Origin of the sequence: Streptomyces sp. NPDC021012 (assembly GCF_044333355.1) — a bacterium.
Taxonomy (GTDB): Bacteria; Actinomycetota; Actinomycetes; order Streptomycetales; family Streptomycetaceae; genus Streptomyces.
The window spans coordinates 845,686-862,213 of sequence record NZ_JBIRQU010000003.1; the positions used below are offsets into that span (position 1 = coordinate 845,686).

Below are 16,528 nucleotides of genomic sequence, written 5' to 3' on the forward strand. Positions count from 1 at the left end.
CTCACAACGCGCGCAGGACGGCGCAGCCGCCGGCGGGCAGCCGGCTCACGGTGGCGTCCGTGAGCAGGTCGTGGGCCGGCCGGGGGAGCGGTACGGCCTCGTCGAGGTGGTTGAGGAGCACGTGCCAGCCGCGGCCGTCCGGGGCGTGCCGGGTGACGGCTTCGACGCCGGGGGGAAGGCCCGGCGGCTCCGGGGCGACACCGGCCTCCGTGAGGAGCCGGCGGACCAGGGCGGCGTAGTCGGCGTCGTCGAGGCGGGTGGAGAGGTAGAAGCCGTGGCCGGAGCCGAAGTCGTGGCGGGTGAGCGCCGGGCTTCCGGCGAGCATGCCGTGGGTGTAGGCGGCGAGCGCCTCCGCGCCCTCGGTGCGCAGGGACTCGCTCCAGGAGCCGGCCGTCGAGCCGTCGGAGAGCGTGACCCGTTCGTCCTGTCGCAGCGGGCGGTGTTCCTCGACGCGGATGCCCAGCGCCTCGCGCAGCGGGGCGGCCGGGTAGCCGCCGAGCCGGGCATGCAGGCGCTCGTCGACGATGCCGCCGAAGTGCTGGACGAGCAGGGTGCCGCCGTCGGCGACGTAGCGGCGCAGGTTCTCGGCGCCCGCGTCGGTGAGCAGGGACAGGGCCGGCGCGAGCACGACCCGGTAGCGGCTCAGGTCGTGCTCGGGGTGGGCGAAGTCGACGGTGAGTCCGGAGTCCCACAGCGCCCGGTGGGCGCGGCGCAGCGGGGCGATGTAGTCGAGCTCGGACGAGGGGAGCCCGTCGACCTGCAGGGCCCACCAGGCGTCGGAGTCGTGCAGCACGGCGACCTCGGCCCGTACGGTGGAGCCGGCGAGTTCACCGAGCCGGGCGACGGCCTCCCCGGCCGCCGTGACCTCGCGGAAGGTACGGCTGTCCGGCCCGGCGTGCGGGACCATCGCCGAGTGCCACGTCTCGGCGCCGGCCCGGGACTGGCGCCACTGGAAGAACAGCGCCCCCTCCGAGCCGCGGGCGATGTGGCCGAGCGAGTGGCGCAGGATGTCCCCCGGATCCTTGGCGAGGACGCGGCCGCCGGCGTAGACGGTGTTGGTGCCCGATTCCATCAGCAGCCAGGGGGCCCCGCCGGCGAAGGAGCGGGCCCGGTCGGCGTCGAAGGCGGCGTGGGCGGCGGCGTCGACGCCGGGTGCGCCGGGGTAGTGGTTGACCGAGACCAGGTCGACCTCGCGGCCGAACGCCCACAGGTCCACGTTCTGGTAGCCGGGCAGCATCAGGTTGGTGGTCACCGGCCGGTCGCTGTGGGCGCGGATGGCGTCGCGCTGCTCGCGGTAGGCGGCGAGGGTCTCGTCGGACCAGAAGCGGTTGTAGTCCAGGGCCTGGCCGGGGTTGCGGTGCCACTGGCTCCTGCGGGGCGGCAGGATCTGCTCCCACGCGGTGTAGCGCTGGCTCCAGAAGGCCGTCCCCCAGGCCTCGTTGAGGGCGTCCAGGGAGCCGTGGCGGGCGCGCAGCCAGACCCGGAAGGCGGCCGCGGCGTGGTCGCAGAAGCAGAGGGTGACGTACTCGTTGTGCACGTGCCACAGGGCGAGCGCCGGGTGGTCGCCGTAGCGTTCGGCGAGGGCGCCGGCGATGCGGCGGGAGGCCTGGCGGTAGGCGGGGGCGGCGAGGCAGTAGGTGTCCCGGCTGCCGTGTGTCAGGCGGGCGCCGTCGGGGCCGACCGGCAGGGCGTCCGGGTGGGCCAGGGAGAACCAGGGCGGCGGGGAGGCGGTGGGGGTGGCCAGGTCGACGGCGACGCCGGCCGCGTGCAGCCGGTCGAGGTGGGCGTCGAGCCAGTCGAAGTCGTAGCGTCCCTCCTCGGGTTCCATCAGGGCCCAGGAGAAGACGCCGACGGTGGCCAGGTTGACGCGCGCCCGGCGCATGAGTTCGTCGTCCTGCTTCCACACCTCCGCGTCCCACTGCTCGGGGTTGTAGTCCCCGCCGAAGGCGAGGCCGCCCAGGCGGTCGGTGAGCCGGCGGATGTCCATCCGGGAACCCTCTTTCCGGTCGTGGTGTCAAAGGCGGCGCGGGGCCGGTGCGGTGCTTTCGCGTACCACCAGTTCCGGTGGCATCAGGACGAGTTGGTCGTCGGGACGCTCGCCCGCGGTGGTCGCGGCGATCCTCGCCATGACCTGCTCGACGGCGACCTGTCCGAGGTCCTTCTTCGGGCCGGTCACGGAGGTGAGCCGGGGGGAGTGCTGCTCGGCCATCGCCTCCGGGCAGATGGCGATGACGGAGGCGTCCTCCGGGACGGTCCGTCCGCTGGCGCGCAGCAGACTGAGCAGCGGGCCGATCGCGGCCTCGTTCTGCACGACGAACCCGGTGGTGTCGGGCCGGTCCGCGAGGATGCGGGCCAGGGTGCCGGCCGTGCTCTCGTACGTGCCCTCGCACGGCCGGTGGAGGAAGCGCAGGTCCCGCCGCTCGGCGCGGGCGCGGAAGCCGTTCAGGGTGCGCTCGGCGTAGCCGGCGTGCCGCTGGTAGACGCCGCTGCTGTAGCCGATGAAGGCGATGTCGCGGTGGCCGAGGTCGGCCAGGTGGTCGGCGCAGAGCGCGCCCGCGGTGGCGAAGTCGTGGTCGACGCACGAGAGTCCGGTGGGGTCGCCGGGCAGGCCGATGAGCGCGGCGGGGATCTCCTGGGCGCGCAGGACCGGGACGCGGTCGTCGTCGAGCCGGACGTCCATCAGGATGACGCCGTCGGCGAGTCCGGTGGCGGCGACCCTGCGGACTCCTTCGGGTCCTTCGTCGTTGGTGAGCAGCAGGACGTCGTAGCCGTGTTCGCGGGCCGCGACGGTGACGGCGATGGCGATCTCCATCATGGTGGGCACGTGCACCTGGGGATGGAGCGGCACGACCAGGGCGATGATGTGGGAGCGCTTGCCGGCCAGGGCCCGGGCGCCCGCGTGGGGGTGGTAGCCGAGGTCCGTGATGGCCTGCTCGATGCGGATCCTGGTCTCGTGGGAGATCGGCCGCTTGCCGCTGAGGGCGTAGCTGACCGTGCTGGACGAGACACCGGCGTGCCTGGCCACATCGGCGAGTGTCACCATCGTGCTGTTTCCTTCGTGTCGGTTCCGTTGAGGGCGTGTTCCCGGTCCGGTCCCGGTCCGGTGGGGGCGCGCCGGACCGGAGCGACGGCTCAGCCCTTGATCGCTCCGGTGAGGACACCGGTACGCAGGTGCTTCTGCACGAACGGGTACACGATCACCAGTGGTACCAGGGTGAGGACCACGACCGCCATCTGCAGCGACAGCGGTGCGGTCTGGGCGTGGGTCTCCCCGAAACCCGAGTTGACCGAACCGGGCAGGCCGTTCGCCCGGTTGACGTAGGTGAGCAACACGTACTGCAGAGGCCACTTCTGACTGTCCGTCGGCATGTAGAGCATGACGTTGAAGAACGAGTTCCAGTAGCCGACGGCGTAGAACAGCGCGGTGACGGCGGTGACGGCGCGTGAGGTGGGCAGGACGACGGACCACAGGATCCGCCACTCCCCGGCGCCGTCCATCCGGGCCGCGTCGATCAGTTCGGAGGAGGTCTCCTGGTAGAAGGCGCGCAGCACCAGGATGTTGAAGACGGAGACCGCGCTCGGCAGGATCAGCGCCCACCACTGGCCGTAGCCGCCCAGTCCGGTGACCACCAGGAAGCCCGGGATCAGGCCGCCGCTGACGAACATCGTGACGATCAGCAGCATCAGGAGGAAGCGGTGCCCGAACGACCGGGGCCGGGAGAGGCCGTAGGCGCACAGGATCGAGACGACCATGGACAGTGCGGTGCCGACCAGGGTGATGCCCAGGCTCACCCCCAGCGCGGTGATGATCGTCGGGTCGCCGAGCATCTGGCGGTACGTCTCGGTGGACAGGCCGTCCGGCCAGATCACCAGGCCGCCGGCTCGGTTGATGGCTCCGGGGGTGGAGAAGCTGGTCAGTACGATGATCCAGAGCGGGACCAGGATGACGGCGAGCGTCCCGCCGAGTGTGAGGCCCTTCGCGGCCTGGCCGACCGTGGTCGGCGGCTCGTCCCAGGAGGGGCGGGCGGAGTGGGTCCGGCGTCGGGCGGCTGTCGCCGCCGTGCGGTGCTTCCCGCCCCGCGAACCGATGCTGAGTGCGTTCGTCATGTGCGATACAGCCCGTCCTCGCCGAAGGCATGCGCCAGCTTGTTGGCACCCCAGATGAGCAGCAGGGAGACCACGCTCTTGAAGAGCCCGGCCGCCGCGCCGTAGCTGTAGCCGCCGGTGGCGATGCCGTAGTAGAAGGAGAAGGTGTCCAGGACGTCCGCGGCCTCGTGGCCGACGGCGTCGCGCTGGATCAGGAACTGCTCGAAACCGACGGACAGGGCGTTGCCGAGCCGCAGGACCAGCATCAGCACGATCACCCCGCGCAGCCCCGGCAGCGTGATGTGCCACATCCGCCGGAACCGCCCCGCGCCGTCGGCGGCCGCGGCCTCGTACAGCTCGCTGTTGATCGCGCTCAGCGCCGCGAGGAAGACGATGATCCCCCAGCCCGCCTCCTTCCAGATCGCCTGGGAGGTGACAAGGAGGGCGAAGGTGTGCGGGTCGGTCATGATGTCCCAGGTGCCGATGTCGTGCCGGCGCAGGAACTGGTTGAGCACCCCGGCGCCGCCGAGCATCTGCTGGAAGATCGTGACCGCCAGCACCCACGAGAAGAAGTGCGGCAGATAGACCACGGACTGGAAGAAGTTGCGGATCCGCTCGCTGATCACCGAGTTGAGCAGCAGGGCCAGGGCGATGGGGACCGGGAAGAAGAGGATCAGCTGGACGAAGCTGAGGTAGAGCGTGTTCTGCAGCGAGGCCCAGAACGCCGGGTCGCCGAGCAGCTGCCGGAACTGGTCGAACCCGACCCATTCGCTCTGCCAGACCCCGACCAGCGGGTCGTACTCCTGGAAGGCGGTGACGATGCCGAACAGCGGTGCGTAGTTGAACACCAGGAGCAGGACGACCGCGGGAACCGTCATCAGCAGGAGGGACTTGTCGCGCCGCAGCCTGGTCCGCCGGTCGAGCCGCGCGGGGCCGGCGAGGCGCTTCCGCGCCGCGGTGCTCACTGGCCGGTGCCGTACTTGTCGAGGACGTTGTCGGTCATCCACCGCTTGAGCCGCTCGCCGGGGCCGGACCGCCAGCTGGCGATGGCGGCCTGCACCTCGGAGACCTTCTTCTTGCCGTGGTAGCAGTCCTTGATGGTGTCGTTGACGTTCTGCGCGGCAGCCGCCGAGGCGATGGCCTGCGGCATGCTGAGGTTCATGCCCCAGAAGGGCGGCTTGGTGAGGTACCCGACGTTGGCGGCCGACCAGCTCGCGTAGTCCCTGGTGACCTGCTCGCCGCCCGGGTTGCTGGTCACGGAGGGGGCGGCGGCAAGGAACTGGTAGCTCGTCACCTGGACGTCCTTCTTCCCCTCCTCCGTGAAGGTCGGCACGCCGTTCACCCGGGTGTGGTGGACGCCCTCGACGCCGAAGTTGACCATGGTGTACTCGGCCGTGCCGTAGGGCGCGGCGAGGTAGTTCGCGACGGCGAGCAGTTCCTGGATCTGCTCCGGCTTCAGACCGGCGTTGAGGTAGCTGATCATGCTGGCGGCGGCGCCCATGTAGATCACGGGCTTGCCCTTGCCGTCGGCGGTGATGGCGTTGAAGGCGCCGCGCCGGTAGTGCGGATCCGCGGCGACGCCGGACTGGTGGTCGGCCAGGTTCCAGGCGCCCAGCCCGCCGCCTCCGATGAGCGTCTTGCCGCTGTAGAAGCGGGTGGCCCCGTTGGAGACGTCGCCGGCGAGCGCGTCCGGGTGCATGGAGCCCGAGGTGGCCAGGCGGTTGTGCCAGTCGATGGCCTCCAGGAACTCCTGGGTCTCGAGCGGGTGGACCAGCTTGCCGTTGTCGATCCTCCAGTTCATGGGGACGTTCCAGGCGACCTGGAGGTAGGTCCACACGTCGTCGAAGGCCCACACGCCCCTTTTGGCGTCGGTCAGTTCCTTGCCGAGGTTCATCAGGTCGTCGGCGGACTTCACCTGGTCGGCCGTGATGCCCCGGGCTTCGAGGACGTCCCGGCGGTAGAAGGTGGCGCCGGGGATGCCGAAGCTGGTGGAGAAGCAGGGGATGCCGTAGAGCTTGTCGCCCCAGACGCCGTGCTGCCAGGCGCCGGTGGGCAGGGCGGCCAGGTTGGGGTACTTCTTGATGTTGTCGCCGGACAGGTAGGGGGTCAGGTCCGCGAGCTGGGTGCCGGCCAGCCCACCGGTGTTGAAGTTGTTGTTCATCCAGGCCGGCAGGTTGATCCAGTCCGGCAGCTTCTTGGCGGCGGTCATCGTCGGGATGATGGTGTTGTAGTTGATCCCGTCCGTCGGCTTGACGGTCAGGTCGACCCCGAGTGCCTTGTTCATCGCCTGGTAGAAGGAGTTGCCGACCGGTGGGGCCGTGCCCCACAGCGGGGTGACCGCCGTGTAGCTGCCGCCCCTGCCCGGAACGCCGGAGACGCTGGACGGCGGGGAGGCCGGGTAGGAGAGGTAGGCCGGGTCGGTCGCGGCATCGCCCGCGCCCCGCACGGGGGCTATGTCCGGCTTGACCGCGTTGGCGTTGGGCACATAGGCCGGCAGGGCGGACTTGAGGCCCTCCTTGGTGTTCGCCCCGGCCTTCTTGTCCGAGCCGCCGCCGCAGGCGGACAGCAGGGGCGCCATCGCGGCGGCTCCCGCGACCGTGGCGGCGGTGGTCAGGAAGCTTCTGCGGTTCAACCCGGATCTCATGGTGGCGTGGCCCTCTCCGTCGAAGGTTGAAGCATCGAAGCGTCGAAGCGCTTGGATGTTTCGGCGACACTAACGACGGGTTTCTAGTTGGGCAAGAGGCTGAACAAATCCAGAACCCTTTGTTTCCTGGGGAGTTGACACCTCCATCGGAGCGTGTCAGCGTCGAAACGCTTCGATCATCCGGTCGCCGAGCCGAGCCCACCCGAAGGGTGTTCCACGTGAGTTCCGTGCCCGTGCCCGTGTCCGCCGCCGGCCTGCCCGGTTTCCGCAATCCCACGCTCGCCCTGCGGGAGCGTGTCGACGATCTGCTCCGGCAGCTCACGCTCGACGAACGGCTCGCGATGCTGCACCAGTACGCGCCGGCCGTACCGCGCCTGGGCGTCGCCCCGTTCCGCACCGGCAGCGAGGGCCTGCACGGCGTCTCCTGGCTCGGGGTGGCGACGGTCTTCCCCCAGGCCGTCGGTCTCGGCGCCAGCTGGGACGAGGAGCTGGTGCGCCGGGTCGCCGAGGCGGTCTCGACCGAACTGCGCGCCTTCCACCACCACCGCCCGCCGGCCGTCGGCAGCCCCGAGCGCGGGGCCAACTCGCTGCAGGCCTGGGCCCCCGTGCTCAACCTGCTGCGCGACCCGCGCTGGGGACGCAACGAAGAGGGCTACTCCGAGGACCCGGTGCACACCGCGCGGGTCGGCGAGGCGTTCTGCAGGGGGCTCGCCGGCGACCACCCGACCTATCTGCGGTCCGCCCCGGTGCTCAAGCACTTCCTCGCCTACAACAACGAGGACGACCGCTGCGTCACCTCCTCCGGACTGCGCCCGCGCGTCCTCCAGGAGTACGACCTGGCCGCCTTCCGCCCCGTCGTCGCCTCCGGCGCCGCGACCGGCGCGATGGCCGCCTACAACCTGGTCAACGGCCGGCCCTGCCACGTCAGCCCGCTGATCGGGACCGAGCTGCGCCGCTGGGCCGAGCCGACCGGCCACGAGCTGTTCGTGGTCAGTGACGCCGAGGCCCCCTCCAACCTGGTCGACCCGGAGCACTACTTCGACGACCACGCCGAATCCCACGCGGCGGCGCTCAAGGCCGGCATCGACAGCTTCACCGACCACAACGAGGACAGCGAGACCCCGGTCGGCCGACTGCGCGAGGCGCTGGAACGCGGTCTGATCGACGAGGCCGACGTGGACCGCGCCGTCCGCCGCCAGCTGGAACTGCGCTTCCGCCTCGGCGAGTTCGACCCCGACCTCGACCCCTGGTCCGGCACCGGCCCCGAGGTGATCGACTGCCCCGAGCACCGCGCCCTGGCCCGGCACGCCGCGGTCGAGTCGACGGTCCTGCTCAAGAACGACGGCCTGCTGCCCCTCGACCCGGCCCGCACTCCGCGGATCGCCGTCATCGGCCCGCTCGCCGACACCCTCTTCGAGGACTGGTACAGCGGCACCATGCCGTACCGGGTCGGCCTGGCCACCGGCCTCGCCGCGGCCCTCGCCCCGCACGGCGGCGAGATCGTCCGGGTGGAGGGCTGCGACCGGATCGCCCTGCGCTCGCGCACCACCGGTGAACTGCTCGGCAAGACCTCCTTCGACGTGACCGACTGGGGCGGCGGCGTTTCCACGCTGCGCGCCGCCGACACCGGCCGCTACCTGACCCTCCAGGACGACGAGGGCCTGGCCGCCGACCAGGACGTCATCAAGGCCTGGTTCGTCAAGGAGACCTTCCGGTTCGAACCGGCCGGCGAGGACACCGTCCTGCTGCGCAACGTGTTCACCGGACGCTACGCCGCCGTGGATCCCACCGACGGCCGGGTGACGGTCACCGCCGAGACCCCGGACGCCGCCGAGCGCTGGCAGCGCGAGCTGCTGCGCGACGGCCGCGCCGAGGCCCGCGAAGCCGCCGCGACGGCGGACGCCGCCGTCGTCGCCCTCGGCAACCACCCGATGATCAACGGCCGCGAGACCGAGGACCGCGCCGACATCCGCCTGCCCGAGGGCCAGGAGGCACTGCTGCGCGCCGTCGCCGAAGCCCGCCCGCAGACGGCACTGGTACTGATGAGCAGCTACCCCTACGCCCTCGACTGGGCCGACGAACACCTGCCCGCCGTGGTGTGGACCTCCCACGGCGGGCAGGAGACGGGACACGCGCTGGCCGCCGTGCTGCTCGGCGGGGCCGAGCCCGCCGGCCGCCTGCCGCAGACCTGGTACCGGGGCGACGACCCGCTGCCCGCCCCGCTCGACTACGACATCATCAAGGCGGGCTGGACCTACCAGTACCACCGGACCACCCCCCTCTACGCCTTCGGGCACGGGCTGTCCTACACCGACTTCACCTACCGCGACCTGCTCCTCTCGCAGCCCTCGGTCGACCCGTACGGCGCGGTCGACGTCACGGTGACGGTGGCCAACGGCGGCCCGCGCCCCGGCACCGAGGTGGTCCAGGTCTACGTCCGCGCCCTGGACGCCCGCTACGAGGCACCCCGGCTGCGCCTCGCCGACTTCCGCAAGGTCCGACTGGAGCCTGGGGAGAACCGTGAACTGACGTTCCGGCTGCCGGCCGAACAGCTGGCCCACTGGGACGTCGCCACCGGAGCCTTCACCGTCGACCCCGGACGCTACGAGGTGATCGTCGCCCGCAGCGCCGACCACCCGGTCCTCACGGCACCCCTCACCGTGCCCGGTGCGGCCGCCGCGCCCCGCGCGGGCACCGGACGCCGGATCCGGGCCGTCGACTTCGACGACTACGAGGACGCCGCCATCGTCGACGCCACCCGCACCGACGGCGACGCGGTCACGCCCACCGACCCCGCACGGCCCGCGACGCTCCTCTTCCGCGAGGTCGACCTCTCCGGCGCCTCCGCGATCGAGGTCGAGACCGCCCGCGAGGACGTCCGCGCGGCCGGGGGCCGACTCGAAGTCCGGGCGGGCGGCCGGGTGCTGGCCGAGATCGAGGTGCCCGTGACCGGCGACCGCTACGCCTGGACGAGCACCACCGCCGAGCTCGCCGCCCCGCTCCACGGCGTGCACGACCTGAGCCTGACCCTGCACGGCGACTTCCGGCTCTCGGCCTTCCGCTTCGGCGCGACCGACTGAGGCCCTCGCCCCACAGACCGGCGGTCCGCCCGGGGTGGGAGGGCGGACCGCCGTCCCTCCCTGCCCGGTTCCGGGATCCGCCGCCCGCCGGCGAGTCCGTGCCGACCCCCGTCACCACCAGGAGGAATTCCCCATGCCACTCACAGATCCCGGTCCCGACGAACTCGTCGGCTTCCGGCCCGAGGCGCCCGTCCCGCAGGGCTTCGACGAGTTCTGGCGCCGGACCCTCGCCGAAGCCCGCTCGCACGGCGGGGCGGTCAAGGCCGAACGCGTCACCGAGCAGTACGCGCTGCGCACCGTCGAGGTCGACGACGTGGGCTTCCCCGGCTGGAACGGCGAGCCGGTGGCCGCCTGGCTGGTGCGCCCGCGTGACGTGGACGGGCCGCTGCCCGTCGTCGTCACCTACATCGGCTACAGCGGCGGCCGTGGACTGCCCACCGAGCACCTGCTCTGGTCCGCCGCCGGCTACGCCCAGCTCGTCGTCGACAGCCGGGGCCAGGGCCGGGACACCCCGGACCGGGGCGAGGGCGACGGCACCCAGTGGGTCGAAGGCTTCATGACCCGCGGCATCGACTCCCCGGAGAACCACTACTACCGGCGGCTGATCACCGACTGCGTGCGCGCCGTGGACGCCGTCGCCCAGCTGCCCGGTCTGGACGGCGACCGGATCGTGCTGGCCGGCGGCAGCCAGGGCGGCGGACTGGCCCTCGCCGTCGCCGGGCTCAGCGGGGACCGCGTGGCCGCGACGATGCCGGACGTGCCGTTCCTGTGCCACTTCAGGGAGGGCGCGCAGACCGCCCTGGAGGGGCCGTACCAGGAGATCGTCAAGTACCTGCGCTGGCACAGCCCCCACCGTGTGCGGCAGGCCTTCGACACCCTCGACCACTTCGACGGCGTGCACTTCGCCCAGCGGGCCACGGCCCCGGCGCTGTTCAGCGTCGGCCTGATGGACCCGATCTGTCCGCCCCGCACCGTCTACGCCGCCTTCAACCACTACGCGGGCGAGGACCGCACCATGACGGTGTGGCCCTTCGCCGACCACGGCGGCGGCTGCGGCGCCAACCCGCCCGTCCAGCTGGCCTGGCTGCGCGAGCGCGGGCTGGCGCCGCAGCTGTGAGCGCCGTGCCCTCCGGTGCCGGGACGCCCGTGACCTCTCCGGCCTTCCCGGAACTGCCCGCCGGCTTCCGCTTCGGCGCCGCCACCGCCGCCTACCAGATCGAGGGCGCCCACGACGAGGACGGCCGCGGCCCGTCCATCTGGGACACCTTCAGCCACACCCCGGGCCGCACCCTCGGCGGTGCCACCGGCGACACCGCCTGCGACCACTACCACCGCTACCCGGAGGACGTCGCGCTGCTGCGCGAGCTCGGCGTCGACGACTACCGCTTCTCCCTCGCCTGGTCGCGCCTGCTGCCCGAGGGCACCGGCCCGGTCAACCCGAAGGGCCTCGACTTCTACGACCGGCTGCTCGACGAACTGCTGGCCGCAGGGATCGCGCCCGCCGTCACCCTGTACCACTGGGACCTCCCGCAGGCCCTGGAGGACCGGGGCGGCTGGCGGGTGCGGCAGACCGCCGAGGCCTTCGCCGAGTACGCGGCCGTCGCCGCCGACCGCTACGGGGACAGGGTCGAGCGCTGGATCACCCTCAACGAGCCGTTCTGCACCGCCTTCGTCGGCTACGCCGAGGGCCGGCACGCGCCCGGCGCGCGGGAGGGCCGCGGGGCGCTGGCCGCCGCCCACCACCTGCTGGTCGGCCACGGCCTGGCCGTCCGGGAGCTGCGCGCCGCCGGCGCCCGCGAGGTGGGGATCACGCTCAACCTAGAGCGGCTGCATGCCGCCTCCGACCGGCCCGAGGACCTCGCCGCCCTGCGCCGGGCCGAAGTCCTGCACAACGAGGTCTGGACGGAACCGCTGTTCGCCGGAGGCTACCCCGACCACGAGGGCGAGACCTGGGCGGGCCTGGCCGACGGCCCCTGGCGCCTGCCGGGAGACCTGCGACTGATCGGCGCGCCGCTGGACTTCGTCGGCATCAACTTCTACCGGCCGCTCACCATCGAGGCCGCCCCGCACCGCGAGGACGACCCCGAACGGCGCACCGCCACGGACATCGGCGCGGCCGAGTCGAACCCGTACGGGACCCGGCTCACCACCATGGACTGGCCGGTCGTTCCGGCCGCGTTCACCGAGCTGCTCGTCGACCTGGACTCCCGCTACCCGCGGTTGCCGCCGGTCTGGATCACCGAGAACGGCTCGGCCGAGGCCGACGGCGTCACCCCCGACGGCCACGTCCACGACCCGGAGCGGACCGACTACCTGGCCGGCCACCTCGCCGCCGTCGCCGACGCCGTCGCGGCCGGGGTCGACGTGCGCGGCTACTACGTCTGGTCGCTGATGGACAACTTCGAGTGGGCCTGGGGCTACGAGCAGCGCTTCGGCCTGGTCCGCGTCGACTACGGAACCCTGACCCGAACGCCCAAGGACAGCTACCACTGGTACCGGGGCCTGATCACCGCGCACCGAGCGCGGACGGAGGAACCTGCCCGATGAAGTTCACCGACGGCTACTGGCTGATGCGCCCGGGCGTCACCGCGCGCTACGCCACCGAGGTCGCCGACGTCCGCGCCGGCGAGGACCGGATGACCCTCTACGCGCCCGTGAAGCACGTGCGCGGCCGCGGTGACACGCTCAACAGCCCCTTGCTGACCGTCGAATGCTGGTCCCCGGCCGAGGGCGTGATCGGGGTGCGCGCCACCCACCACGCCGGTGCGGTGCGGAGCGGTCCCGAGTTCGCGCTGCCCGGCGCCGAGCAGGGCCAGGGGAAGGTGAGCCGGGACGGTGACGTGGTCGAGCTGAGTGCCGGCGAACTGACCTTGCGGGTGGACACCTCCCGGCCCTGGCGGCTGGAGTTCCGCGCCGGCGACCGGGTGCTCACCTCGGTGGGGGAGCGCGGCACCGGATTCGTCACCGACGCCGGGGGCCGGCACCACATGCTCGGACAGCTCTCGCTGGGAGTCGGCGAGCTGGTCTACGGGCTGGGGGAGCGGTTCACCCCGTTCGTCCGCAACGGCCAGGTGGTGGACATCTGGCAGGCGGACGGCGGCACCAGCAGCGAGCAGGCGTACAAGAACGTCCCGTTCCACCTGACCAACCGGGGCTACGGCGTCTTCGTCAACCACCCCGGCAAGGTCAGCTACGAGATCGGCTCCGAGTCCGTCGGCCAGGTGCAGTTCAGCGTCGAGGACCAGTCGCTGGAGTACTTCGTCGTCCACGGCCCGACCCCCAAGGCGATCCTGGAGCGCTACACCGCGCTCACCGGCCGCCCCGCGCTGCCCCCGGCCTGGGCGCTGGGCCTGTGGCTGACCACCTCCTTCACCACCGAGTACGACGAGGCCACCGTCAACCGCTTCGTCGGCGGCATGGCCGAACGCGGCATCCCTCTGAGCGTCTTCCACTTCGACTGCTTCTGGATGCGCGAGTACCAGTGGAGCGACTTCCGCTGGGACCCGGACACCTTCCCCGACCCGGTCGGCATGCTGGCCCGGCTCAAGGAGCAGGGGCTGCGGATCTCCGCCTGGATCAACCCCTACATCGCGCAGAAGTCGGAGCTGTTCGCCGAGGGCATGCGCGAGGGCCACCTGGTGCGCCGCCCGGACGGCAGCGTCTGGCAGTGGGACCTGTGGCAGCCGGGCATGGCCCTGGTGGACTTCACCAGCCCCGCCGCCCGCGACTGGTACGGGGACAAGCTGCGCACCCTCCTCGACATCGGCGTGGACTGCTTCAAGACCGACTTCGGCGAGCGCATCCCGACCGACGTGGTGTGGCACGACGGCTCCGACCCGGAGCGGATGCACAACTACTACACCCAGCTGTACAACCGGACCGTGTTCGAGCTGCTCCGCGAGGAGCGCGGGGAGGGGGAGGCGCTGCTGTTCGCCCGGTCCGCCACCGCGGGCGGCCAGCAGTACCCGGTGCACTGGGGCGGCGACTGCGAGTCGCACTTCAACGCCATGGCGGAGTCGCTGCGCGGCGGGCTCTCCCTGGGCCTGTCAGGCTTCGGCTTCTGGAGCCACGACATCGGCGGCTTCGAGGGCACCCCGACCCCCGAGGTCTTCAAGCGCTGGACCCAGTTCGGCCTGCTCTCCTCGCACAGCCGGCTGCACGGCAGCAAGTCGTACCGCGTCCCGTGGGACTTCGGCGAGGAGGCCGTCGAGGTCACCCGCGAGTTCACCCTGCTCAAGCACCGCCTGGCGCCCTATCTCCAGCGGGCCGCCCAGCAGGCGCACACCACCGGCGTGCCGGTGATGCGCGCGATGGTGCTGGAGTTCCCGGACGACCCGGCCGCCGCCGCGCTCGACCGGCAGTACCTGCTCGGCGACGACCTGCTCGTCGCCCCGGTCTTCACCGAGGACGGCACGGTCGAGTACTACGTGCCCGAGGGGAGCTGGACCAACATCCTGACCGGCGACCGGGTCGACGGCCCGCGCTGGGTGCGCGAGCGGCACGGCTTCCACACCCTGCCGCTGCTCGCCCGCCCCGACTCGGTCATCCCGCTCGGGGCGGACGACCAGCGTCCGGTCTCCGCCTGGGCCGAGGGCGTCGAGCTGCGGGTCCACGCCTTCGCCGACGGCGCCGAGCGCACCGTGGTCGTCCCGCGCGGCGACGGCCCCGGCGAGAGCGCCCGCTTCCACCTGCGCCGCACCGGCGACCGCCTCCGGGTGACCACCGACAGCCCGCACCCCTGGCAGTTGCGGATCGGCGGCCCGGACGGCGTCCCGCACGTCCACCCGGCCGGTACCCACGAGGCGGACCTGCCCTTCCCGGTCTGAACCCGTACCCGCACCGACGGCGGGGTTCCACCCGGAATCCTGCCGTCGCCGTATTGCCACCCCCGCGACCGGCTGGCCATAGTGATGCCGTTGTGGCACGGGAGGCGTCTGTGCCGTCATCACGCGCGCCCTTTTCCGGCCAGAATTGTTAGCGCTAACAAAGCGTGGCAGGCCGAGTCGGGGCCGGTGGCGACGACGGAGGGAGCCGAACCGAACCGCTCACCCCGCACCCCACCCGGTGAATGGAGTACTTCATGATCAAATCGTCGATCCGCAGGGCCAGGCGCGCCCTCCTCGCGGTCGGTGCGACCGCCGCGCTCTCCGCCGGCCTGCTCACCGCAACGGCCGGGACCTCGCAGGCGGCCACCCAGGGGCCGTGCGACATCTACCTCGCCGGTGGCACGCCGTGCGTGGCGGCGCACAGCACCACCCGGGCCCTGTACGGGGCGTACAACGGCCCGCTGTACCAGGTCAGGCGCGCCTCCGACAGCGCAACCAGGGACATCGGGCCGCTGAGCGCCGGCGGATACGCCGACGCCGCCGCGCAGGACTCCTTCTGCGCCGGCACCAGCTGCGTCATCACCGTCCTCTACGACCAGTCCGGCAAGGGCAACCACCTCACCCAGGCGCCTGCCGGCGGGGCGGCCGGCGGGCCGGACAACCTCGCCAACGCCTTCGAGGCGCCGGTCACCGTCGGCGGGCACAAGGCGTACGGCGTCTACGTCGCCCCCGGGACCGGCTACCGCAACAACAACACCAACGGCATCGCCACCGGCGACCAGCCCGAGGGCATGTACGCCATCTTCGACGGCACGCACTTCAACGGCGGCTGCTGCTTCGACTACGGCAACGCCGAGACCAACAACCTGGACACCGGCAACGGCCACATGGAGGCCCTCTACTTCGGCGACAACAAGGGCTGGGGCTGGGGCAGCGGCAACGGCCCCTGGGTCATGGCCGACCTGGAGAACGGCCTGTTCTCCGGGGTCAACCGCGGGTTCAACGCCAATGACCCCAGCGTCGGCAACCGGTTCCTGACCGCCATGCTCAAGGGCGGCCCGAACCAGTGGGCCCTCCGCGGGGGCGACGCGCGGTCGGGCGGCCTGTCCACCTTCTACAGCGGCGCGCGCCCCAACGCCACCGGCTACAACCCGATGCACAAGGAGGGCGCGATCATCCTCGGCATCGGCGGCGACAACAGCAAGTGGGCCCAAGGCACCTTCTACGAAGGGGTCATGACCCAGGGCTACCCGTCGGACGCCACCGAGAACGCGGTCCAGGCCAACATCACCGCCGCCGGCTACAACAGCGGCTCGACCGGCACCGGCACGCTGACTCCCGGCTCCCGGATCTCCCTGCAGGCCACCACCGCGCCCTGCTGCACCTCGCACTACCTCCGCCACGACGACGCCGACAACAAGGTCGTCATCGCTGGCACCGGTTCCTCCAGCTCGGCCACCGACAAGGCCGACGCCACCTGGATCGTCCGCACCGGCCTGGCCGACACCTCCTGCCTCTCCTTCGAGTCCGCCAACAGTCCTGGGAAGTTCCTGCACCACTACAACTACGAGCTCTACCTGGACTTCGACAACGGCGCCGGCGCCTTCGCCCAGGACGCCACCTTCTGCCCCACCAGGGGCAACAGCGGGGTCGGCACCTCCTTCCAGTCCGTCAACTTCCCGACGAAGTACATCCGGCACTACAACTACACGGCCTACATAGCGAGCAACGGCGGCTCCAACAGCTGGGACAGCGGCACCAGTTGGGCCGCCGACACCAGCTGGCTCATCGCCCAGCCCTGGGGCTGAGCCACCGGGGCAGCACCACCGCGCACCGGCCCGCCACCGCTCCGCCGGCGGTGGCGGGCCCGGCCCGCGCGACGGAGGAGTCCG

The 16,528-nt window shown here is 71.9% G+C and carries 10 protein-coding genes; 5 read left to right on the forward strand and 5 right to left on the reverse strand.

Translation table 11 applies throughout. The features are described 5' to 3' along the window. Nucleotide 1: 1 nt before the first annotated feature. From ACH4TP_RS13705 to ACH4TP_RS13725, 5 genes are all read right to left on the reverse strand, one after another. Nucleotides 2-1,987 carry a beta-galactosidase gene (locus tag ACH4TP_RS13705; RefSeq protein ID WP_398437701.1) on the reverse strand — a complete coding sequence of 662 codons (1,986 nt, stop codon included), beginning with the start codon at nucleotides 1,985-1,987 and terminating at the stop codon, nucleotides 2-4. A 27-nt stretch (nucleotides 1,988-2,014) separates the two neighbouring features. Beyond that, entirely contained in the window at nucleotides 2,015-3,043 is a 1,029-nt protein-coding gene (locus ACH4TP_RS13710; RefSeq protein ID WP_389225106.1) for a LacI family DNA-binding transcriptional regulator, read from the reverse strand. 89 nt (nucleotides 3,044-3,132) lie between these two features. Further along, nucleotides 3,133-4,107, reverse strand: a complete 975-nt coding sequence (locus ACH4TP_RS13715) for a carbohydrate ABC transporter permease (RefSeq protein WP_389225104.1) — start codon at nucleotides 4,105-4,107, stop codon at nucleotides 3,133-3,135. Then, on the reverse strand, nucleotides 4,104-5,051 hold the full coding sequence (locus ACH4TP_RS13720; RefSeq protein WP_398190019.1) for an ABC transporter permease: 948 nt from the start codon (nucleotides 5,049-5,051) through the stop codon (nucleotides 4,104-4,106). The genes ACH4TP_RS13715 and ACH4TP_RS13720 overlap by 4 nt, the downstream gene beginning before the upstream one ends. Then, on the reverse strand, nucleotides 5,048-6,718 hold the full coding sequence (locus ACH4TP_RS13725; RefSeq protein ID WP_398190021.1) for an ABC transporter substrate-binding protein: 1,671 nt from the start codon (nucleotides 6,716-6,718) through the stop codon (nucleotides 5,048-5,050). The genes ACH4TP_RS13720 and ACH4TP_RS13725 overlap by 4 nt, the downstream gene beginning before the upstream one ends. A 230-nt stretch (nucleotides 6,719-6,948) precedes the next feature. Between ACH4TP_RS13725 and ACH4TP_RS13730 the strand changes: the two genes are divergently transcribed. The 5 genes from ACH4TP_RS13730 to ACH4TP_RS13750 all read left to right on the forward strand — a co-directional run bounded on the left by ACH4TP_RS13730 (nucleotide 6,949) and on the right by ACH4TP_RS13750 (nucleotide 16,444). Next, nucleotides 6,949-9,810: a glycoside hydrolase family 3 C-terminal domain-containing protein gene (locus ACH4TP_RS13730; protein WP_398437705.1), complete on the forward strand. Its 2,862-nt coding sequence runs from the start codon at nucleotides 6,949-6,951 to the stop codon at nucleotides 9,808-9,810. 133 nt (nucleotides 9,811-9,943) lie between these two features. Then, nucleotides 9,944-10,927, forward strand: a complete 984-nt coding sequence (locus ACH4TP_RS13735; protein ID WP_398437707.1) for an acetylxylan esterase — start codon at nucleotides 9,944-9,946, stop codon at nucleotides 10,925-10,927. A 29-nt stretch (nucleotides 10,928-10,956) separates the two neighbouring features. Beyond that, the gene (locus ACH4TP_RS13740; protein WP_398437708.1) at nucleotides 10,957-12,357 is read left to right on the forward strand and encodes a GH1 family beta-glucosidase; all 1,401 of its coding nucleotides are present in this window, start codon (nucleotides 10,957-10,959) and stop codon (nucleotides 12,355-12,357) included. Then, nucleotides 12,354-14,636, forward strand: coding sequence for an alpha-xylosidase (gene yicI, locus ACH4TP_RS13745; protein ID WP_398190033.1), 2,283 nt, complete (start codon nucleotides 12,354-12,356; stop codon nucleotides 14,634-14,636). The genes ACH4TP_RS13740 and yicI overlap by 4 nt, the downstream gene beginning before the upstream one ends. A 254-nt stretch (nucleotides 14,637-14,890) precedes the next feature. Further along, a complete protein-coding gene (locus ACH4TP_RS13750) occupies nucleotides 14,891-16,444 on the forward strand; it encodes an alpha-L-arabinofuranosidase B (protein ID WP_398437710.1) in 1,554 nt (517 codons plus the stop codon). The last annotated feature ends 84 nt before the right edge of the window (nucleotides 16,445-16,528 follow it).

What these genes read in the sequence shown, in the direction of transcription:
- ACH4TP_RS13705 (WP_398437701.1), bottom strand. Translation starts at nt 1,987, where the DNA reads ATGGACATCCGCCGGCTCACCGACCGCCTGGGCGGCCTCGCCTTCGGC.
- ACH4TP_RS13710 (WP_389225106.1), bottom strand. Translation starts at nt 3,043, where the DNA reads ATGGTGACACTCGCCGATGTGGCCAGGCACGCCGGTGTCTCGTCCAGC.
- ACH4TP_RS13715 (WP_389225104.1), bottom strand. Translation starts at nt 4,107, where the DNA reads ATGACGAACGCACTCAGCATCGGTTCGCGGGGCGGGAAGCACCGCACG.
- ACH4TP_RS13735 (WP_398437707.1), top strand. Translation starts at nt 9,944, where the DNA reads ATGCCACTCACAGATCCCGGTCCCGACGAACTCGTCGGCTTCCGGCCC.
- yicI (WP_398190033.1), top strand. Translation starts at nt 12,354, where the DNA reads ATGAAGTTCACCGACGGCTACTGGCTGATGCGCCCGGGCGTCACCGCG.
- ACH4TP_RS13750 (WP_398437710.1), top strand. Translation starts at nt 14,891, where the DNA reads ATGATCAAATCGTCGATCCGCAGGGCCAGGCGCGCCCTCCTCGCGGTC.